This is a genomic window from Actinacidiphila yanglinensis (assembly GCF_900107965.1).
Lineage (GTDB): Bacteria > Actinomycetota > Actinomycetes > Streptomycetales > Streptomycetaceae > Actinacidiphila > Actinacidiphila yanglinensis.
The window spans coordinates 16,566-37,701 of record NZ_FNVU01000023.1 but is presented as its reverse complement, the minus strand read 5'-3'; the positions used below and the strand labels follow the sequence as shown (position 1 = coordinate 37,701).

Here is a 21,136-nt window from a genome sequence, read left to right as displayed (position 1 = left end):
CGACCTCGTCCACCACCCGCGAATGGCGAAGGCGGACATCACCTCGATGCCGGCCGCCCGAACCGAGGCACAACTCCACGCAACGGCTGTTGTAAGTCCTTCATCAAATATCGGAGTGTGCTTGACCTTTGGTCCCCCTACGGTGGTCCCGCGAGCCAGTACTGTCGGGCGAGGGGACGCGGAGCGTGTTGCTGACCACGGGTCAGGCGGCTGCGGAGCTCGGCTGCGCGGTGACCACTTTCCGTCGCCTGATCCACGCGGGGCTGCTCCCGGGCCTGTCCAGGCACGGAGTGCGGGTCATGGTGCCGCTGGAGGTCGTCATGGCCCTGAAGGACCGCCCCGTGACGGACCTGAGGTATCTGCAGGTGCCGGAGATCGCTGTGCTTCGTGCCGACGTCGCGCCGGCCGCGGTCCGGCCGGGGGAGTACGTACAAGGCTTCTCCGCATCCCTGCCTCCCGATGAGCTGCTGGCTGCCTTGCAGGGGCGGTGGCGGTGCAATCCGGCGAGCGTGGCAGCCGGAGGGATCCTGCCGGTGACCCTGTCCGGCTACGTCGTCGCTGTCCTCAGCGGCCTCCAGCAATGGACGAAAGACTCCCAGGGCCGCCACGGCTTCCCGGACGCTGTCCTCGCCGGATACGTCACCGACCTGGCCACCCCCACCAAGCACCTCACCGCCCCGGCCGCACGCGACCGTCAGGCCGCCGACCGACTGCTGGGCACCCTGCTCGTGTCGCACTCCGGCGGACCCGTCGCCTACGTCCCCACCGAAGCCCCCACCCGATCCAACTCCGCACACCGGAAGAGGGTAGGAGGAGACGGGTCAACTGCCGTTGTGCGCCGCGGTGTAGAGATCGTTGAGCAGCAGTGGAAGTAGGGCTTCTTCGTGAATGGCCACGCCGGCACGGGTCATTGACGTGGCCAGGGCAGGGTCCCAGTGGCTGGGCGTTGGTGGTCCGGACAGACCAAGGGCATGGTCGCCCCGGATGCTGGTGAGCGCATCGCGGTAGTCACTCGAGCCCATGCGCCACGGCGCTGCTCCAAGAGCGAAGATGCGGGCGGCGATCGCCAGGCCGGGCCAGTCGAAGTCGCCGTGGTAGCTCAGTCGGGCGCCGTCGCGTCTGAGGCGGCCCAGTAGTTCCCAGCCGGCTCCCGCTGGATTGCCGGAGGGGCAGATCAGGGTAGTGGGGATGCGTTGTCGGGCAGTTGCCTGCAGGACTTGAGGGTTCTCGCAGCCGTGCACGGATGCGTCGGGGGGCACGAGGGTCGCTGCCGATGCAGCGCCCAGTTCGTGCATGGTCAGGTGGGTGACCAGATGCATCTGAGAGCGGCTGCGCATCATCGTCGACCATGGATCGTCTCCTGGCGGGTTGAGGTGCCAGACCATGACGGTTCCCGATACCACGTCTGTCGTGACCGACACGCGCTCCCACAGGCGGCGCCGGGCTGCGGAGGATTCAGGCAGCGGTATGTCGCAGGCTGCTGCGATGGCGCGCAGCACGAGAATTCCGGCCAAGCGGCCCTCGTCCAGGCCGTGCCCGTCGGCGGTGGCGTGTGCGGCAAGTTCAGCCAGTTGCCATTCACGTGGCGGGACGTCTGGTTGTTCTGCCGGGTGAAGGGGCAGGGTGCGCAGCAGGGCCAGGGCGCGCAGTGCGCCGTCGGCAGCCTCCCATGCTGTATCGGATCCGGCGCGGGTGAGCATGCCGGTGGTGCGTAGCCCCTCGAGCCAGGTGGGGACCCATGATGCGGCGGCCAGCCCGGCGTCAGCCAGGCGTGCATCGATCCGCGCCCACAGGTCGGCTCGCGCAGCGCTTTGCCTTTGCCGTGTCAGGACGCGGTCGGTCAGAGGGCTGCCGGTGAGGTCGGTTACGGCAGTCAGCAGACCGCACTGGGCTGCCGAGACGCGCAGGGCATGGTCCAGTAGCGGCAGCCTGACGGACACGGTGCCGGCGGCGGGACGGGTGCCCAGAAGTCCTCCGAGCCTGCTGGTGCCTTCCTCGTCGAGTTCAACGCGGACGATTCCGGTAGGGGACAGGCGGTTGCGCTCCAGTTTGGAGCGCATCGCCGCCCACAGGGGGGCAAGGCAGGCGTCGGCGAGGTAACTGCGCAGCGGCTCCGGTATCCGGACGGCGGTGCTGCTGGTCATGAGGCGGTCCGCAGGTGGCGGGTGTGGCCGTCCCAGTGCACGTGCGTGGTGATCGCAGGAGTTCCTTCTGCGCGTCGGACTTCGTAGGTGTCCAGGGCCGGCACGCCGGGGAAGAAGCCCCACAGGGCGTGGCCGGTCATCACGAAGTCCAGGTCCAGGCGGACCAGCAGGTTCATGAACTCGCCGATGGTGGGCTGGTCGACCTTGGCGAAGGCATCGTCGAGCAGGATGAGGCGCAGAGCCCGGTCGGTGTCGGGCAGGCCGCTGAGATAGGCGTCGGCGGCGGCGAACAGGGTCACATAGGACACGAAACGGGTCTCGCCCTGGGACAGTTTGGCTCGGCGGCTGATGCTGCGTTCCTGCCCTGGCGCGGGGCCGATGATGATGACCTTCACGGTGTGCCAGGTCCGGTAGTCCAGCGCTGTGCGCAGGTGAGTGGCGTAGCCGGCGTCCGGCTCATTGGCGTGTGCCTGGTCGACGCGGGATCGCAGCAGCACAATCAGTTCGTCGGTCTCCTCCTCGCGCAGGACCCGAGGGTCGCGTGCCAGGAGTTCCTTGAGGCGAGCGGTGGCGCTCTGCGCGGACTCCGCCAGCACCCAGCGCACCCGGACACCGATGCCATGGCTGGTGGAGATTGTCTCCAGGGACTGATTCATCGCTTTGATCAGTCGGTCTGCTTCGTGGATGCGGTCGCGCAGTTCACCGGCCATGCCGCCGAGAACGAAGCGATGGAAGGCGTCGCGTTCGCGCTGAGTCAGAGCCAGGCGGCCTCGGTCTCTGCGGTCTTTCAGCTCGGCGGCCGCTTGGGCGATGTGCCGCCTGCCGGTGGCGTCGATGAGTTCCACGATGTGCAGGTCGTCCTCGACGGTGTCCTGCACGTCGTAGCTGCCGGACGTATGGCGTTCCAGCAGCGACTGGGCCCGTAGCAGCGCGGTGACATCCGCGGTGTGAGCGGAGTCGTTAAGGGCCGCGGTCACGGTGCGGGCCAGGACCACCGCTTGTTCGGGGGAGGGATCAGCGGGAAGGTCGGTCAGGGCGGGAGCGGGGCTGCTGAATGCGTGGGCCAAGGCTGGGTGGGTGGTGCGGTGGCGCAGTTGTGCGGCGCTGGAGGCGAGGTCCTGGCGGGCTTGCGCGGCCTGCTCGGCAGCGTGTCGGGAGGTGATGCCTGCCGCTGCTTCCTTCGCGGTCAGGTCGGTGAGAACACGGCTGGCTGTCTTGTGGTCGGAGGTGGCATGGCTCAGCGCGCGGTCGGCCTGCTCCAGGGCATCGGTGATCTGCTGCGGCGTGGAGCCCAGCGTCTCGCGCAGCGCTGCCAATTCTGCTGCTTGTGCGGACCAGGTGGCACAGGCCACTGCAGCCTTGTCCTCCGCGGCGTGGCGGCGGGCAGTCTCCTGCACGGCCTGGTCCAGCCGCGCTTGGTAGCGCTGGATCCGGCCGGTGACGGTCGCGGCTGCCTGTTGCAGTTCGCGGCAGCCTGACTCGGCAGTCGCGGCGGCTTCGCTGACTGTCGCCAGGGCCGCGGAGTCAGCGGGCAGGCCCAAGGCCGCACAGGTCTGGCTGTGCTGGCGGTCGTCGACTGCCCACTCCCGGCGCAGCGTCGCCGCCTGCTCGTGCAGTTCGCGTGCCTGGCGGCGGGCATCTGCGGCGTCCACGGCGGCCTGGGCCGCCTGGTGACGCAGGCTGGCCAGGGCCGTAGAGCGCGGCGCGGTCAGGACATGCGCCTCCAGGTCCGTGAGGACGGTAGCCAGCCGATCGCGGGCCTGCGCCCGTTCTTCAGCTGCCTGAGCCAGCTCCTGCAGTTGAGCCTGGATCTGCTCCAGCCGTGCCGCGCGTGCTGCCGCCCGTGCAACTGCGCCGATGTAGCGGGCTGTGGACAGGCGGTGGCGGCCGTGCAGTGGTCCGTTGCCCCAAGAGCCGTCCCGGCTGATCCAGGTCGCGTGTGCCGAGGAGTCCAGGGCGATACGCTCCAGAACAGCTTCGACCCGAGCTGCGGGCACCGGGCACGGCTGACTGGGGTGCAGCACCGCCCGTACCGAGTGCAACACCGCTGGCCCTGACGGGCGGAGCAGCAAATTGCCGTCGGCGGCCTCGAGGTCACCCTCAGGGGTGATGCGGGCCGTCAGGATCCCGGCCGCCAGCAGTGCTGCTTCCAGACCGGCCCGGTCGGCGCCGCTGAGGCCAGGGCGGAACTCCAGCACGCGCCACAACTCCACTGAACCCGGAGGCGGTGAGCTCACCCAGTGCGGCGCCGGCGGCGGGACATCCTCGGCGTTGTGCAGGGCTCGGGCTTCCTCGGTCAGAGCGTCGGCCGTCTCGGCGGCCTGCCGTTGCCGGGCGTCGAGTTCGGCCATGGCGCGGGCATGTTCCTGGCGGGGAGGGGTGGCAGCGGCACTTGCGGCGGCATCCATCGCTGCCAGGTCCTCACTGCTGGCCTCGGACAGCCTCTCGCCGCCGTGAAAGGCCGGAGCTGCGGCCGTGGCGGACCAGTCCACGGTGCCCAGAAGACTGATGGTGACCGCCGACGTCGTCCAGGACCGCCACTGCAGGGCCAGATCCTCGGCAGCTTCGTCTCGCTCGCCGGCTTTGTCCTGGGCGCGCTCCTCGGTGGATCTGGCGGTGGCGGCTGCTTCCTCGGCCCGGTCTTCGGCTCGCTGCACGTTCTGCAGGGCGGCCGCCAGCCGCCGGGCATCGGTGTGGCGGGCATCGGCCTGCTGCTGGCGGGCTGCGGCCGCAGCCCGCACAGTGTCGGCGGTGGAGGACAGCTGCTGCGCAGCTGCGGCTGCCTCCTCGGCTGCGGGGGAAAGCACCAGCGGAACGGGGCGCTGCACGGGCTCGGGGTCACTCGTCCTGATGGTGCGGACCGGTTCGGCCAGAGCAGCGGGACGATGCGTGGTGATCGTCAGGTGCGTGGGTAGCGCTGCACTTAGGGCGGCCCGGTTCAGATGTGCGCTGACCCGGGTGAGAAGGGTGGTGATGGCGTTGCCCTGTTCCTGGACGTCTTCGGTCGCCTGGTCGCAGGAGTCGACCGTCGCCTGCTCTTGGCGGCGTGCGGAGTACGCGGCGTCCAGGGCGTTGTCGGCTGCGGATGCCAGAGCCTGCACCGTGGTGGTGCGTTCGGACAGTTCGCGCACTGCCCGGTACTCGCGCGACTGACGGATGCCGGTTGCGGTCGCCTCCAACTCCCTTTTGAGGTCGTCCAGTTCCTCCACCCGCGCCGCAGTCTCGGCGCGCTCCTGGGCGAGGTGCTCGTGGGCGTCCCTCTCCCGGGTGGCCGCGCCTTCCAACGTGCGGGCGTTCTCGGCTGCGCGCAGGGTCTGCTTGGCCCGGGAGGCCAGCACTCCGGTGGCGTAGCGGGTGTAGACCCGCAGGAAGTCTGCGATGTGCCCGTAGGCCGACTCCAGACGCTCCAGCGCCTGACGGGTCTCCTCCAGCCCGTCGAGCTCCTCGCCAGCGGTGGCCAGCGAAGCTTCCGGCAGCGGGGGAAGCGCGTCGGAGAGGATCTGAGGAAGGCGGCCTTCGTCGATCCGGTTGCCGACGTCGGGCGCTCGCAGGGTGTGCAGCAGCTGCAGAAGCCCGATGTAGCGTTCCCGGCCCTGCCGGCCCTGCAGCCCGAAGACCTCGGAGCGAATCCGCTCTCTATGCGTCTCGGGCTTGTCCGTCACTCGGTCGGCTCCGACTGCTTCGACGAGCCCCTCGCGTGAGAGCGGGGTGCGGGCTGAGTCGACCAGCACCAGTTCGTGATCGACTCTCAACGGTGTGGCGAAGTACCACGCCTTGGCTTCCGAGGTACTGCGGGAGAACCTGATCAGCGCGCCGACCGTCAGGTACTGCGGGGCTGCCGCCGGAGTGTGGCCCTCGCCCGGGCGGATCAGCTCCAGCCACACGTAGCCCAGGCGGTTGGGCTGTTCTTCTCCGCCGGCACGCATCAGATCTTCCAACCGGACCTTCCCGGAGCCGGTGGCGTCCATCCGGCGCCGGTCAGCGTCCAGGACGAAGGGGAGCATCATCTCCAGCGCCCGTGACTTGCCCGACCCGTTGGTGCCGCGCAGGATCAGCCGCCCGCCGGACAGGTCGAAGCGCTGGTCGAGGTAGAACCACACGTTGACGATCCCTGCACGATGCATCCGCCACCGCTGCGGGTGCGCCCGCGGTGTCGGCACGGTCGCCGGGCTGCCGCTTCGCGGGCCGGGAAGGGCGAAGGTCACCTGACCTCCCGGGCAGGGCCGGCGTCGAACAGGCCGGTCTGCGCGTCGGCTGCCGGAGCGGACAGGTCGTGCAGGCGGCGTGTGGCGCGGCTGGGCTCCGCGGTATGGGGGGCGGGCCGGTAGCGGGCGACCGCGGCATGCACCAGCAGGCCTTCGGGCGTGCCGCGAGCAAGCGAGAGGGATTCCAGCAGAGCAATCACCTCGGCCTGCAACTGTCCGGGGTCGGCGACCAGCGCACCGGACCAGGCGCGGTGGTGGCGCTCGGTCAGATGCGTGACCTCGTCGGCAACGGTCGACCATGCGACCAGCATCCCCGATGTGTCCCCGTCCGCGAGTTGTGCCGAGACACCGGCAGCGGGCCGGCCGAGGTCGATCAGAGCGTCGCACAGCAGCAGGGCAGCCTGCCGAACGGTTCCCGGCCCGGGGAATTCCACATCGCTCAAAGCGCCGTCGGTGTCGTAGGCCAGGACACCTTCGGCCCGCACCTCCAGTGTCAGACCGAAGTGCTCGTCGAGCAGGCGGGTGAGCTCCGAACGCTCCCGCGACAGCACGTCCCGTTCGCCGTCGCTGAGATCCTCTCGTCTGACCAGGGGGTTTTCCACGAGCCTGCGGCGCAGGCTGCGCCGTGGCTCCGCAGGTTCCTCGGGTACTGCCCACAGAGCCTGAAGGGACGCTGCGTCCCTCAGCGGGCGGGCCAACAGATGAGGCAGCAGGGACCGGTGCACAGCGAGCACCCCTTCCTCCTTGCGTTCAGCCCAGGCCTGTACCGAGCCGTCGGTCTCACTGAGCACACCCCACTCGATCAGCAGCCCGAGCGCATGGGCCAAGCGCCGGTTCTCAGCAGGCGAGTCCTGCAAGGTGACCTCGGCAGCTGCAGCGTCGGCGCGGAGCTGGTCCACCAGCGACGAGATCAGAACGAATTCGCCGATACCAGGGGCCAGGAGCGCTGCGCAGGCCAGGGCGAACAGCGCATAGGTCTGCGGAGTGAATGCGGGCCCGTCACCCCGGCGGGCCACACGCTGCGGGCCGTCCGGGCTGAGGGGGGCTTTCACCAATCGCGCGAACGAGCTCTCCACGATCAGGTGGTAGCCCAGGACGCGACTGAAGGTGGTCTTGAGTGCCATCGCGTGCCGCCGTACCAGGGCCAGTTCCTCCGGATGCCGGCGGGAGGTCAGCAGCGGGTGGCCCAGCAGTGTGCGAGCGGCGGTTCTGCGCTCACTGGCTTCCTGCTCGGCGGTGGCAGCGGATGCAGCAGCCAGTCTTGCAGCGTTCACCGGTCACCTCCGGGCGGTGGAGCTGAGGAGCGGCTGCTGCCGGTTCCGTCGGCGGCGGGATCGCTCGACGCCAATCCGCCGCCGATGGCGCGTGTGCGCAGCGTCAGGTCATGGATCAGGGTGCGGCCGTCATCGGACAGGACAAGGGTGAGGCGGCTCGGCGTGTGCTCGATATGAACGGCAACGCCCAGGTGGGCATCCACGGCCTCCAGAGGACCTTGCGCGGTGGGATGTTGTGAGTGGGCCTGACTGATCAGGTCGAGCAGCATCTCCCGGGCCCCTGGAGACAGCCGGGACCCGTTCACTTCGCCGACGGCGGCCAGTTCAGCAGCACATGCCTGGCGTGCTGCCAGCTCGGCGGCTGCCTGTGCACGCAGCTGGGCCTCGGCCATGCCCGCGGCCGGCACACGGGACGTACGTCCGCGGGCAGCCCGGTCTCCGCGTTCCCGCAACGAGACCGGAACGTCCACCGGATCCGTCTCCCACCACGACGCCGATGTGGCAACTCGCGGATCGGGCTCTTCCGGACCGCCGGACAGATGGCGGGCCGGGTAGGCGCCGAAAGCGGCGCAGAACGCGCGATCCGCCTCCTCTGCCTGGGCGGCCTGAAACAGCGCGGCCAGGTGCAGCAAGTCGTCCCGCCGCGGCACGCCCGTGCCTTCGGTCGCCAGCATGCGCTTGGCATTGCTGATCAGCTGGCTCAGCGCCTGCTCAGCGGCCGCACGCAGGTGCGCGGGACCGGAAGCCCCGTCCTGCCCGCTGTACCAGTCGGTCAGCTCCTGCCAGTCCCGCAATTGCCGGCCCGGGGACTGCTGCACCGGACTGCCGTCGGCGGAGACCAGACCGGGCAACGCGGCCAGTACCTTCAGGACGGCAGGCAGCAGCGGCCTCAGACGCACCAGACGATCGGCCACTGCCGGGGCGTGCCGTGACACGTCGCTGCTGATCAGATCGACGTATTCCAGCAGCAGCGTCTTGAAGGTCGAGTACTCCTCACCGGCCAGGTCGTAGCGGCTGAGCACCGAGGAGAGGTAGGCGTAGAAGTCGCGGACGCTCTCGGTGAAAATCTGGTGGTGGGAGAAGACCGTCGTGACATCGGCGGCCAGCGCATCGGGTTCGGTCTCGCCGCTCCCGGATGCGTGGCCGATGATGCGGTCCAGCAACTGGACCATGCTTCCCAGCAGTTCACGGGCCACTTCCCTGGCGCCGTCGGCAGCAGTCAGCAGATCCTGCACCTGGTGATGGACCTTCACGCCGAGCCGGGACGCCTGGAAACGGTTGCGGGCGCGCTGCAGTGCGGCCACCGTCGGAACCCGGGGGTCGCGTGTGGTCGACACCAGATTGCCCCACCTGACCAGCTTCAGGCACCGCTCCTCGGCGGTCTCCACCGACAGGGCACGGCCGGCGTCCGTGGCCCTCTCCGAAACCTCGGCAGCCGACAGGTCGGTCAACAGCGACTGCGTGAACAGGTCCATGACCAGCAGGTACTCCAGCGCATGCTCGGCCGTCGCATAGCGGTAGAGGTCGCGTCGGGCCGCGGAGCCGTCGCCCCCCGCACTTGAGCTGTCGATCCGCATCCTCACCCCCGGCTGCTTCACAGCAGCTGGGAGGCACTTTATGCAAGTGTGGGGGCTGCGCGGGCCGTTGGATCGTTTACGTCCGAAAGTATTCGGATCCGACCGGTTCAGGCGCCGATCACGGGCGGCCGCACGCGGTGTCAGGAGAGCAGCGCCTGCGCACTCGACGGCATCTCCAGACTTCTTCCACAGGACTGCATGGCCTGCAGCAGAGCGAAGGCCTCGACGTGAACAACGTCCCCGCGCGCACAGCCCTGCGCCATGACATCCATCGTGCGCCAGGTCGTGATGCCGTGGTGACGGGCGAAATCGCATGCCGCCCGGTCGTCGCTGATCCACACCGAGTCTCCGTAACCAAGCCAGGTACGGACGATGTGCAGAGTCTGCGCCTCGCCCAGGTGCTGCGTGGGGCGCTGAGCCTGCCCGAAGAAGCCCGAGCGACGCACGCGCTCCACTGCGGCCGCCTCCTCCTGGCCGATCTCCAGGGGCTCCCCAAGCCACCCCTTCTCGAAGACCGACGCCAGACCGGGCAGCGCCACGGCAGCCGAGGCCCGCGCCTCGTGCGCCACCGCCTCAGCCCAGCGCCCGCGGCCGTCGAGGATCGCCTCCAAGAGGTCCAGCCGGTTCACAGAGGCAAAATTGCATAAGACGGTGTTGTCGGGAAAGCACCACGAACTCACGGAGTGAAGGCCAATTCTGGAGTGCTCGCAGGGGATGAAGATGACGCCGGCGCCTCCTCCAACGGCGCGCTGGCCTGGAACAGATCGAGTAGCTGATCGGGATCCTTGCCCGTGACAGCCGACACGGCACGGATGCTCACATCGCCCCGCACATACGCGGTGATCGCCTGCTTGGCCAGGAGCGTGGAGTACCAGCCGGTCTCGGACTGCTCAGCGTAGGCGAAGTGCATGTCGAGCTCGCCGACATGCCTTGCCGCCGCCTGAGTCGTGGCAGTGGCCCATGCGCGGCGCTGCTCCTCGCTGATCACTCGAAGAGTCTTCAGGCGGGTGGCCATAGCGCTGGGAGAGACGAGGAAGTCCCACGACAACTGCAGTACGTCATCTGGCCCTGGGGCTCCGGACTGCGCCACGCGCGCTCGCAGTTCACTGGCAGGCATGAGCATTTCGGCAGCGAAGGCATTGGCCCGGATCTCGGCCCTACTCTGAGCGAGGCTGGGCGCGACATGCTCGGCGACAGGGTCGTCCTCCGCGTCGCCTGCCAGGATGTGCCCGAGCTCATGGGCGAGAGTGAAGCGCTGGCGGCTCCAGATAGGGGAGCGCCCGAGCAGCACCAGACGCATCCCGTTGGGGGCCCACGCCAAACCGTCCAACCCTGGCGGGAGGTCCTCGGCTGTCACGACGAGCCCGAAGATCTCCTCCCATTGCTCGCCCAGCTGGCGCGTGGACACACCTTGAGGGCTGGTCCCGACGGCGGCCGTGGCCTGCCGAGCGAGATCGGTGGCCTGAGCGATGAGATCTCCGTCGTCGGCGGCCGCAGAAGCCGGCAGGACGGGGGAGGGCAGCGCGCATCCGGCTGCAGTCAGGGCGTCGACGATGTCGGCGTAGGCGAGCGCAACCGGCCGCCCTGCGGCAGCTGCCGCATCGTCCGGTCCCTGCGTGCGTGCAGCCAGACGCGTAGTGCTTCGCGGCTCGACGCCCTGCAGCAGCCAGTCCACGGTGGTGCGGCCCTGCTCCGCGATGAGGGCGAGTTCCAGGGACGTGAAGCGCCTGCGGCCCGACAGGGACTTGGACAGCTTGTCGGGAGTCAGGCCCACTCGGGCGGCGAACTCTGCCTGAGGTTCGCCGACGCCCTCGAGTACCTGGCGAACTCGTGCAATCAACGATTCAGTCACTGCTCCACCTTACCCATGGGTTGCGAAAATCGCAATCCTATGAATCTTTGTTGAGCGAAAGCTGCTAAAACAGGTCAAATTTTCCCTCTGTCTGTTGTTGCTCGCCAGGAATCAGTTGATTTCTTCCCTTTGCTGAAATCCTGCGGTGGACGCGACGGGCCGCCGCGGAGACGCTCTCGATGATCATGAGTAAGACCCGCTGGCTCGGTGGTGGGGCGGTTGGGCCGGGGCGGAATGTGTCAGGGAGTGCGTGGTCGAGCCTGCGCGGAGGTGAGGTGCTTGCGCAGGCCGGAGCGCCCGACGGAGTTTGCAGAAGCAACTCCGGCCGCGCCTGCGTGTGCGATCCCTCGGTGGCGGGGGACTCCTGCAGAAGGCTGATCCTCTCTGGCGGGGGAGTCGGCCGCGCTGGTACCCGCGCGAGCGCGGCGGGGCGCCTTGCATGAGAGTCCTGCGAGGTGACGGCCAAGGCTGAGGAGCTTCTCTATCTGGCCAAGCGGCGCCACCAGGCCCATGGCGTCGGAAGAGAAGGCCGAGGTCGACGCCATGGGTTCACGGTGTTCGGTGCTGCCCCCTACGCGACACTCGCAGTGTCTCCGGCGCGACGAGCGCTGCTCGGTTCCTGGGGCCGGCTGGCGGCGGAATCATCGAAGCCCGAGGCTCGATCTCCCAGGCGCCGGCCATGCAGGCGGAACGCGGCGGCCGGCCTCCTCTGCCGGGCCGAAGGACTATAACGTTGAGTGCATATACACTGGATGTTATGGACGAGGCTGGGCTGTGGACCGTCGAGATCGAGCCGGAAGTGCAGGACTGGCTTTCCGGCCTGGCCCTCGACGCTCATAGCCGCGTCGACCTGTACGTCTGTCGCCTCGCCGAGGATGGTCCGAGCATGCGCATGCCACGAAGCAGACCACTCGGTGATGGGTTGTACGAACTGCGCTTCCAGCTCGGTGACGACGACCAGAGGATCACCTACTGGTTCGCTCCGGGCCACCGAGTGGTGCTCTTGACGCAGTTCCGCAAAACCAGGATGAACGAGGCAGACGAGATCGCCCGCGCACGCCGGGCGCGGCAGAACTGCAAAGACCGGCACCCGCCAGCTGAGGACCACAACATCTACCAAGGCCCGGTCAGGAAAGAAGGAGGCCCATCATGACCCACGCCCGCTGGGACCCCCGGTCCCGCCCGGCCGATGCCGAGTACGAGGACCTGTACGAGGACGCCCGCCTCGCCGACGAACTCGCACAGCAGGTCTACGACCGGCGCACCGAACTCGGCCTGAGCCAGACTCAGCTGGCAGAGCGCGCCGACATGAAGCAGCCCCAGATCTCGCGCATCGAGGGAGGCGCAACTGTGCCAACCCTTCCCTTGCTGCGCCGGCTGGCCAAAGCCCTGGAGATGGATCTGTCGGTGGGATTCGTCAGACCCCTGCCCCCACCTGCCGACAAGCCCGAGCAGCGAATCTCCGCCATCGAACAGCGTCTCACCGAGCTGCTGTTCACCCACCCCGATGACATCCCAGCAGACGCCTGGCTGTCGGCTGTCGCGGGAGTAGCGGATCTCCGCAATGCCCAAGCAGAGGCGGAGTTCAGCGTGGCGCTCATCCAAGCCAGACTGCGGCACATGCTTGCCCAACTGGTGTCTGAGCCAGGCGGGGCAGCCGCGATGGCTTTCCTCGACCGGGCGCGCAGGCAGCCTCTGGATCTCACGGCCTTCCTTCAACTGGTCCACAGCCGCATGGATGCTGCTGTCAGGGAGACGGAGCAGGACGTGCGGTCATTGGAACAGGCCCGCTGATCCGACGCGATCGTTGAGGTACGCCAGTTGACCTGGCTGCGCAGTAGGGCCTTGGCGGGTGTCCGGTGCGTCCTGGCTGCCGAACCTTCGTGGAGGAAGCATGGTTCGAGCCGGGCGCTGGTGGCGCGCCCGCTGACAGCACCAGCAGCACCGCCTCACCCCGCCCTCCGACCCACGCGACAGACCCCGCCCCGGGCCCCTGCGCCGGCAACCACAATGGGTGCCTGTCCGCCAAGGCGCCGTGCCGGTGACAGGCGCCCGCGGCCGCGGAAACGCCGCGTGAGCACGACCCACGCCCTGCGCGAGGCGCCAGGACGTCACGGGATTGATCTGCGCGCTGTCGAGCCGCCGGTGCACCATAGACAACGTGGTCAGCAGTTCCAGCAACTCCTCGTCGGTGACCGTGCGGTGAAGTCGCGGCACGTGCGCGGCCGGGTTGCGGAACATGCTGAACAGCCCCTTGACCGGGTTCGCCAGCCCCCTTCAGCTCGTCCAACTCCAGGACGACGCTGCCTGACATTGCGCGCGTTGCGACGCTTCGACCGGGAACTCACACCCTCAACCTCACCACAGACCGGCACCCGCCAGCCAACGGTTTGAACGCACCTGCAGCCGCCGACGTCGCTGCCGGCCTCGGCCTGGCAGAAACCGTAGCAACTGCCTCCCACACGAACCGCGCAGGGCAGGGAACTGGACCGGCCGATCTGGGAGTTGCAGCGGACCAGCGACGGTCAGAGCATGAGTCAGCGGTCCTGCGGTCCTGCGGTCCTGAGACCGTGGGTAGACCAGTGGCCGGTTGCGCGGTGGGGGCACTGTCGGTCAGGGGCTGTCGGAATCGTCGGAGGGCGTGTCGGTGTCGGTGAGTCCGGTGCTGGGGCCGCGGTGCTCGCTGTGGTTTTTGTCGACGCAGCCGGCGATGTGCAGGGGGACTGGGTGGCGGGTGCGTGCGTCCCAGCCGAGGCTTTGGTGGCACAAGGCCGCGGTCAGGGCTGCGAGTTGTTCCGGGTCGTAGGGGCCGGGCACCGGGACAGTGATCTGGGTGGCGGTGAAGCTGTGCCAGTCCTTGCCCAGGACTGTGTCCTTGAGGTCGTTGGGGAGGGTGAAGCGGGTGTGGTTGCTGCCGTTGATGCTGGTCTGGCCGAATCCGTTGTAGGTGCGGGAGGCTTGGGCGAGGTACCAGCTGGTCACTCCCGTGGCGGTGGTGCGGCGGTGGAGGTAGGTGTCGGGGGCGGCGGGCCGTTCCTGGTCCTTGCGGCGGCCGTCGGCGCGGTCTACCGGGGTGGGGACCTCACCGTAGGAGGCGTTGATGGTGACCACGGCGACCGGGCGTCCTTGTGCGGCGAGATCGTCGCCGGGGTAGGGGCCTTCGCCGAGTTGGGCATGCTGCAGTGCGGGCCAGATGGTTCGGCAGGCTTCGGCGTCGGCGAAGACGATGACGGGTAGGCCTGTGGGCAGGATCCGCAGGGCGGCTTTGATGTGTTCGCGGACGAGTTGTGCGCCGTCGGCGTGGCGGGCATGGCCGTCGACACCGATCGGTCCTGATCCGAAGGCCGCTTCTCCGTTCGGCAGGGATACCCAGGAATGGTTCTGGCGGTTGTAGATGCCCAGCCGCCAGGGTTCGTCGGGGTCGGCACTGGTACGCAGACCGGTGAGGACCTCCACCATCTGGGTCCGATCGGCGGAGCCGATGGTGCGGTTGCTGACGCGCTGCTGGCGCAGGTGGAGGCCGATCAGCAGGGCGGTGTCGGTGAAGGGCACGGCGTCGGCCAGGCGCCGGTCGATGGCGCCCAGGCGGAGCAGCAGGTCGCGCAGGCCGTTGATGGCCGGATAGTCGACCTTCGGCCTGCCCGGCGCGCGTGCTCCCGCTTCTGCGATTGGGGGTTCGGCGTCGTGGGCGCAGACCGGTACGGCTGTTGCGGTGCCGTCGGGCGCGGGGGCGGTGGCGGGGCGCGGTTTGGGGCGGTTGCGGTGGGCGATGAACTGGGAGACCACGCCGCGGTGGTGGAAGTGGCGGCGCAGGTCACGCTTGGGGTCGTAGTCCTCTGCGCGGTCCCGGCGTGCGCGTTTTTTGGGGTTCCAGCGTGTCTCGATCCACACACCGGTCAGGTCGGCGTGGGGGAGAGAGGTGAGGAAGGCCAGGTGCTGGTCCCAGTGAACGGGGACGGTGGAGACCAGTTCGGGCATCCGGCGGAAGTGGACGCTGACCGGGCCGACGAGGGGGAAGTCCCGTCCGTCGTGCCAGGGGGGTGCCTGCTCGGGGTCGTCGAGGTAGTCGGTCAGGGCTGTGATCATCCGCTCGCGGGTGTACTCGCTGTCATACAGGGCCAGGAGCCGTACCGTTGCGGCTCGGGTGCCGGCCAGGGCCTGCGGCAGGTCGTCGCGTGTGATGGGGCCTTTGGCCGGGCGGGTGACTTCGAAGTCGGTGCGTTCGTAGGTGACCTGGGTGGGCTTGAGTTTGTGTGCGGCGCGTTTGATGTAGTTGGCCAGGTACAGGTTGAAGCGGGTGCCGGTGCCTTTGCCCAGCGGGTGCTCGACCGGTGCGGGAATGAGGGCGCGGACCGTTCCGGTGCCTGCGGCGAGGGTGTCGTTGGTGCCCAGGGTGATGGTTTCCAGGTTGCAGGCGTCGACGACCTGGGTGGTGAAGCCGCGTGCGTACGGTTCCCAGCCGTCCTCGGTGCGGCGGTGTCCGACCGGCAGCCGCAGCACGGTGTCCTTGCCGCGGGCGACGAAGGCGGTGCGGGTGCTGGCCCAGTGGGTCGCCAGGCGGCTGAACGTCGGCAGGGCGTGGACAGCGATGCGGGACTCGCCGGGCAGCGTGATGACCCGGAAGTCGATCTTGTGCATGGCGTGGCCGGTGGCGCGGGGCTGTCCCGCGTGGTGTGTCAGGACATGGTCCCAGGCCAGGAGGCTGCCGCTGGTGTCCATCAGCCACTTCAGGCGGGTTCCCCCGCGCTGCTGCTCGCCTTCGCCGTGAAGAGCTTCTGGCAGACGCAGCGCGGGTAGATGCAGGTCCTTCCTTCCGACGTGGGCGGCGAAGTTCCAGGCCGCGACCCGGTAGAACCACTGCGGCGCTCGGGGCCGGCCCAGGTCGGCGCCGCAGATGAAGCGGGCCAGCTCCTCCTGGTGGGTTTCGGAGTCGGCCAGAAGCGGGGCGAGGGTGTTGGCGTCTTCTCCGCCGCGGACATGGCGCTCCCAACTGCGCACGGCGCGGGTCAAAAGCCGGCCGGGAATCGGGTCGGTGGTGACCAGAACCGTCGGCAGCGGCTGTTCGTCGTCGGGCCGGTCGAGGATGTCGGGCATCAGTACCACCGGCTGGTTGGTCACCGCGGACAGCGCCGTGGCCAGGCTGGCGTAGGCGGGGCGCACCGGCTTGGAGGTGTCGCTGTCGCGGTAGCGCGGAAGGCACTCCCATGCTGCGGCGAAGTCTGGGCTGAGCGGGTAGCGCACGACGGTGCCCAGGTGCTGGGGGTCCAGGAGAAAAGCCAGCGTGGTCAGCATGCGTGGTCCAAGGTGTCGCGGGCGGGGGATCGGGTCTCGGCGAAGGTGAGGAATGCGCGCAGTGAGGCGCCGTTGGTGGCCTGCAGCAAGTCCAGTTCTCCCGTCCGTGCCCAGTCCTTGCGCAGGTCGTGGATGAGCGAGGGCAGGTCGGAGTTGCCCCGCGGGTCGAGGAAGGCGTAGTCGACCAGCCGGATACGGCCGGGGGTTCCCCCGCGCCGGGCGCGTCCGACGAGTTGGATGATCGACGCGATCAGCTCCGCGGCGATGGCCTTCTTCGCGCGGCGGGGAAGCGCGCTGAAGTAGCGGCGGCTGCCCACCAGCTCGTCGAAGTAGCGGCCGGCGACCTTCCTGGCCTGCGCAAGGACCGTCCAGGGCAGTGCATGGGGCAGGCAGTCGTCCAGCACCCGTGCGCCGACATGGGCGAGCAACTCGTCCGGGTCGTCGACGATGGACATCGGGCGAACAGCCAGCCAGATTGCGCCGATGCGGGAGCGGCGGGATCCGGGGGCGAGGATGTTCAAGCTCCGCTCGGCCCGCTTGATCGGAGCGATCAGGATCCGCGCGCGGACCAGCGACCCGAAGTCCTCGAGCCGGTCACCGGCCAACTCGATCCAGGGCAGATCCTCCTGCTGTGTGCCGGAGCGCACGCCGTCGGGATCGGGGCGTACCGCCACAGTGACCAGCCCTGGTGGGGCTCCGGCCTGGCGCAGCCCTTCAGCCAGGTCGTGGACGCTGTCGTAGGAGGTGGTGGCCAGCAGGATCGAGTCCTGGACACCCGCTGTGTCCCCTTCGGACAACGTCTCCAGGTCCCGTGACAGCTCGCTCCACAGGCGGGTGCCCAACTCCACGGTGGCCTCCCGGCGTTTTTTGCCCGTCAGGCCGGAGATTCGCATCCACTCCTGGTCCAGGCCGGGGATGGGCCGAGCGTCGATCTCCACACAGGAGTCCTCGTCGGCAACGATGTAGGCCGGCCTGGCGTGGACGTGGTGGCGGTGAGCCCCTGGGATGTAGGCCGTTGCCGACAGCCCGACCACGATGCGCCGGTGTCCGGCTTGTGCCAGGGCGGTGATCTGGCCCAGCGAGGTGACGTAGCGGTGGGGGTCACCGCCGAACGCCGCGGCGCACAACCGGGTGTCGCGGACGGCCTGGGGGGTGTAGTCCTCGGTGAAGGCGAAGACCAGCCGTCCCATGGGCCCGTGCGGGATGGCCCGCCACGTCTCGAATCCGCGCAGTGCCTGAGCGATCTCCTCAGCTGCGGTGGCGCCGGCCAGCTTCAGCTGTGGAGCATCATGGACGAAGCTGTAGAGCATCCTGCGCAGCGGTACCAGGAACATTCTGCGCACCAGGCGTTCGATGACGGCTGTACGCATCCGGGGCGCCGGAATCCAGGGGGTGAGCATCTCGAACAGCACGTTGCGGGTGTGGTCCAGCACTCCGCCCGAAGCGCTGGCGGCGGTGATCGAGCGCACGACACGGGCAAACTCGCGCAGGTGCTCCGGCAGGCAGTACGAGGCCACCGCCGGGTCGTAGACCGCCTCCAGAAGAACCGCCTCCGCCGGCCCGCTACCGCGCTGCGGACTGGATCCCACCTGGGCGGGATCATCGGCGAGAAACGCCGCCAGCTCACGGGCGATCATCCCGTCCCACCGCTCGGGCAGAACCCAGCGCCGACTGGCCTGCCGGTCCTTACCACCGCGTCCCCGGCCGGGATCCTCCGGCAGGCGCTCACTCAACGCCAGGTCACCGCGGGCCAAATGCATGGTGTAGGTCTCGGCCAACCGCCGGCACTCCAGCAGGTTGGAGCGGCTGCGCTCCTCCAAAGCTCCCGGCAACTGGACGAACGCGGAGATGATCTGCCGATCCAGGTCGAGCAACGGCCGGTCATGGCCGCGGTCTCCCCATGCCAGAGTCAGTCCCCGACCCGAGCGGTCCATGGCGGTGGACTGGAACGCGTCAAGCTCATCGATCAGTACGATCTGGCAGCGGCGCAGGACGAGTTCCTCGACACTGACCTTCTCCTCGACCGAGCCGTCGTCCATCTCCAACGGGATGTGCATCCGCCCGCCGTACAGGTTGGCGTGGGTGGTGATGATGACCTGTGCGGCGCATGCCTCCCGCGCCAGCCGGTACTTGCCGCAGCCTGCCTTGAATGGGCAGACCTTCGCCGCCGGCATGCTGCGGTACTCCTCCAGCGGCTTGTCCCGCACCGCGGTGAGGTTGGTGCACGGCTCACTCCCGGGGATCCAGGTGTCCACTGCTTCGTCCACCGAAGCCAGGGCCGGCAACTGGCAGGAGTACCCGATACGGCCGAAGACCCAGTCGACGAAGTCCGGGTCCCCGGAACTGTGCGCGGCGCGCTCCACCTCCCGCATCAGGTTGTGCGGCGACATCAGCGGGACCACCACCTGCTCGGCGGTCCCGGCACTGGCGCCGAGCAGACCGTCGTCCCTGAGGGAGCCCAGATCCTCCTCGATGGCGCGGGCGAGTTTGAGCGCTGCGGCGTTTGTGTCCACCACCAAGGCGATCGTATGGCCCTCCAGGACCGCCCAGGACGCCGCCGCGCGCATCCACACACTTTTCCCCGACCCCGTGGGAGCGCTGAGGACTTGCGTCATCCCGGCCTTCAGCCGCATCACCTTGCCGACTGCCGCGCCCTGCCCGGTCGTCATCTTGGCGAAGAACGGCTCCAGCGCGGCGACGCGGAACGCCCTACCTTCCCCTGCGATGTCAAGGCTGCGGCTCAACGCCAGGAATTCGGGGATCTTCACGTCCGCTGCAGCCAGTTCCCCTGCGGTGACCAACCGCTCGACGGGCAGCCGCCGCTCCGGTGCATGCTCGTCCCCGAAGGCATACAACGCCAGCACGGGTTGCGGCTGCCGGCCCGCCATCGGCAGCCGCAGCGTGTGCGTGTACTGCCCGGACTTGGCCACTGCCGCCGCAGTCCGAAACTCAGACACGATCGTGTCCAACTCGTCCAGGAGCTTGGTCAAGCAGGCCCGCGGGTTCATCCCGTGATGGCTGTCGATGGTCTCCTCGTCCGCACGCAACCGGAAACCGGGAATTTCGCCCAGGTAGAACTGCTCCAGCGCGTACTGTCGGAAACCGGCATCGTTGGCCAGGGGGTTGGGACGATGCCGCAGCAGGCGGCTCAACTGCAACTGGTCAGCAACCGGCAGGCGCTCATATCCCTCCCACACGTCGAACGTGCCCGTCACAAGGAACTGCGCGGCGGTCAACAACGCGGTGGCGCCCTGCGCCTGAGGAAAATGGGCTTGCGCCGCGGCACACGCCGCGGCGACGAGGCGGGGAATGACCAATGCCTCACGCCGGGACAGGCCGTTGTCATCGGAGTTCACCGCGACGACCTCCTCGCCCGGGCCAGTGCCTTGCCCACGGCTTTGTGCACGTCCGAGACCAGCAGTACCTCATAGCCCGGCAGCAGATCCGACAACTCCGCCTGGTGCGCGGTGCCGCGGTGGTCGGGCAGCACGATCGTGCGGGCCGCCAGGGGCTTGGACCTGACTTTGTCAGCCAGCGCACCGGCACTGGCGACGTCCTTCAGGTCCAGTGCCATGGTCCAGTTGGTCGACGCGATCTCGAACCGCAGGTCGTAGGCGTCCTGACCGGGCCACAAGGCGACATCCAGCAGATCCGAGACGCCAAACCACCGTGTGAACAACGCCAGTTCTTCGACACCCGGAACGACCATGTAGCGCCACACAGGGAGCTCCACGCACAGGGTGCGCTCCTCACCGGCCGCCACCCACCGGCGGGCGCCCGGCTGGCGGGGCACGGTCTCGTCGCGGCGCCGCAGCCGCGGCGTCGGGCCGCTGCTGTCACGGACGAAGTAGGCGGCATTGTGGGGTAGGTAGCTGCAGCGCACCGAAGCTCCGGTGACACGCATCGGCCACCGGCACGTCGGGCAAGGCCACCAGTAGTGCCCGTCGTACAGGCGGTCCGGCGGGATCGGCACATAGGGAACCGGTGGAGCGATCCCCGCCTGGCTGCACAGGTCCGCCAACGAGCCCGCACCGCCGACGGGGTTGTCGATCACGAACCGGCGCCGGGCCACGTACGTCTCCTCCGTGGCACCGGTCTTGATCTGCGTGAACGCCTCGTTCTGCACGACCTCCTGCTGCAGCCACGTCCACGACGGCAGCCATCCGCGGCCGCGGTCGCCCTCCGCCAGCAGGTCCACGATCACCGAGCACCCGTCGGAGTGCACGTCGTCGCGGAGCTCGTCCCACTCCAAAACCGTGATCCAGCCCAGCCGGTCATCGCCGAACACATCCGGCGCCAGCTGCTTCAAGGGCCGCGACAAACGGTCCACGAACTCCACCGGACTCAACGCCGGAACCGCGGCACCACGCAGCGCATTGACCACCCCGGTCATGCTCATGATTTCCCGCCAGGCCCGGGACTCCGAACGGCGCACCGACCACGCGTACCCGGCCCGGACCGCAGCGCTGACCACCATGGTCCTGCGCCGGCTCACGGCAGCATCAACGACCACCACGACTCCATCTCACTTTACTGAGTGTCCTTGACAGAGATCACTGAGTGACAGGAGCGATGATCGCCGACCCATGCGGACCGCACAGCACGCACCACCCTGCGCGTGTCCGCGCTGGAGCCGGGCCCAAACCGCCGCTGAACTGCGATGTCCCACCACGCACGGCACGCAGCCGGAACCAAGCGATTCACCCCCTCGGAGGACGGCCGACAGCCAGTGCCACGCCTGTGCGCCCCCTGGATGCTCCCGAGCGCGGGCCGAAAACCCTCACAACACGCC

At 68.7% G+C, this 21,136-nt stretch carries 12 protein-coding genes and 1 pseudogene; 3 read left to right on the top strand and 10 right to left on the bottom strand.

Annotation, left to right across the window (positions count from 1 at the left end; translation table 11 throughout):
- Positions 1-185: 185 nt before the first annotated feature.
- Positions 186-875 (top strand): helix-turn-helix domain-containing protein, encoded by a 690-nt coding sequence (locus C4U44_RS34520; RefSeq protein ID WP_107503996.1) that lies wholly within the window; start codon positions 186-188, stop codon positions 873-875.
- Here the strand turns inward: C4U44_RS34520 and C4U44_RS34515 are convergent.
- The 6 genes from C4U44_RS34515 to C4U44_RS34490 form a co-directional block, all read right to left on the bottom strand.
- Positions 822-2,144, bottom strand: a complete 1,323-nt coding sequence (locus tag C4U44_RS34515) for a TIGR02679 family protein (RefSeq protein ID WP_103889012.1) — start codon at positions 2,142-2,144, stop codon at positions 822-824. The genes C4U44_RS34520 and C4U44_RS34515 overlap by 54 nt on opposite strands.
- Entirely contained in the window at positions 2,141-6,349 is a 4,209-nt protein-coding gene (locus C4U44_RS34510; protein WP_146088369.1) for a TIGR02680 family protein, read from the bottom strand. The genes C4U44_RS34515 and C4U44_RS34510 overlap by 4 nt, the downstream gene beginning before the upstream one ends.
- Positions 6,346-7,623: a TIGR02678 family protein gene (locus C4U44_RS34505; protein ID WP_200823444.1), complete on the bottom strand. Its 1,278-nt coding sequence runs from the start codon at positions 7,621-7,623 to the stop codon at positions 6,346-6,348. Before C4U44_RS34505 ends, C4U44_RS34510 begins: the two co-directional genes overlap by 4 nt.
- Positions 7,620-9,200, bottom strand: a complete 1,581-nt coding sequence (locus tag C4U44_RS34500) for a DUF2397 domain-containing protein (protein WP_146088368.1) — start codon at positions 9,198-9,200, stop codon at positions 7,620-7,622. Before C4U44_RS34500 ends, C4U44_RS34505 begins: the two co-directional genes overlap by 4 nt.
- A 140-nt stretch (positions 9,201-9,340) precedes the next feature.
- A complete protein-coding gene (locus C4U44_RS34495; protein WP_235032424.1) occupies positions 9,341-9,829 on the bottom strand; it encodes a hypothetical protein in 489 nt (162 codons plus the stop codon).
- Positions 9,830-9,876: 47 nt separating this feature from the next.
- Positions 9,877-11,052, bottom strand: coding sequence for a helix-turn-helix domain-containing protein (locus C4U44_RS34490; protein ID WP_103889008.1), 1,176 nt, complete (start codon positions 11,050-11,052; stop codon positions 9,877-9,879).
- 757 nt (positions 11,053-11,809) lie between these two features.
- On the opposite strand from C4U44_RS34490, the gene C4U44_RS34485 reads away from it, so the two are divergent.
- The gene (locus C4U44_RS34485) at positions 11,810-12,205 is read left to right on the top strand and encodes a type II toxin-antitoxin system RelE/ParE family toxin (RefSeq protein ID WP_103889007.1); all 396 of its coding nucleotides are present in this window, start codon (positions 11,810-11,812) and stop codon (positions 12,203-12,205) included.
- A pseudogene (locus tag C4U44_RS42965) lies at positions 12,202-12,462 on the top strand (helix-turn-helix domain-containing protein); the annotation flags it as partial. The gene C4U44_RS34485 and the pseudogene C4U44_RS42965, both read left to right, overlap by 4 nt.
- A 363-nt stretch (positions 12,463-12,825) precedes the next feature.
- Here C4U44_RS42965 and C4U44_RS43725 read toward each other — a convergent pair.
- The 4 genes from C4U44_RS43725 to C4U44_RS34460 form a co-directional block, all read right to left on the bottom strand.
- A complete protein-coding gene (locus C4U44_RS43725; protein WP_407642907.1) occupies positions 12,826-13,323 on the bottom strand; it encodes a TIGR02391 family protein in 498 nt (165 codons plus the stop codon).
- A gap of 342 nt (positions 13,324-13,665) precedes the next feature.
- The gene (locus C4U44_RS34470) at positions 13,666-16,344 is read right to left on the bottom strand and encodes an RNaseH domain-containing protein (RefSeq protein WP_103889004.1); all 2,679 of its coding nucleotides are present in this window, start codon (positions 16,342-16,344) and stop codon (positions 13,666-13,668) included.
- Positions 16,338-19,700 carry a DEAD/DEAH box helicase family protein gene (locus C4U44_RS34465; protein ID WP_103889003.1) on the bottom strand — a complete coding sequence of 1,121 codons (3,363 nt, stop codon included), beginning with the start codon at positions 19,698-19,700 and terminating at the stop codon, positions 16,338-16,340. The genes C4U44_RS34470 and C4U44_RS34465 overlap by 7 nt, the downstream gene beginning before the upstream one ends.
- The gene (locus C4U44_RS34460; protein WP_103889002.1) at positions 19,697-20,821 is read right to left on the bottom strand and encodes a restriction endonuclease-related protein; all 1,125 of its coding nucleotides are present in this window, start codon (positions 20,819-20,821) and stop codon (positions 19,697-19,699) included. Before C4U44_RS34460 ends, C4U44_RS34465 begins: the two co-directional genes overlap by 4 nt.
- Positions 20,822-21,136 lie beyond the last annotated feature (315 nt).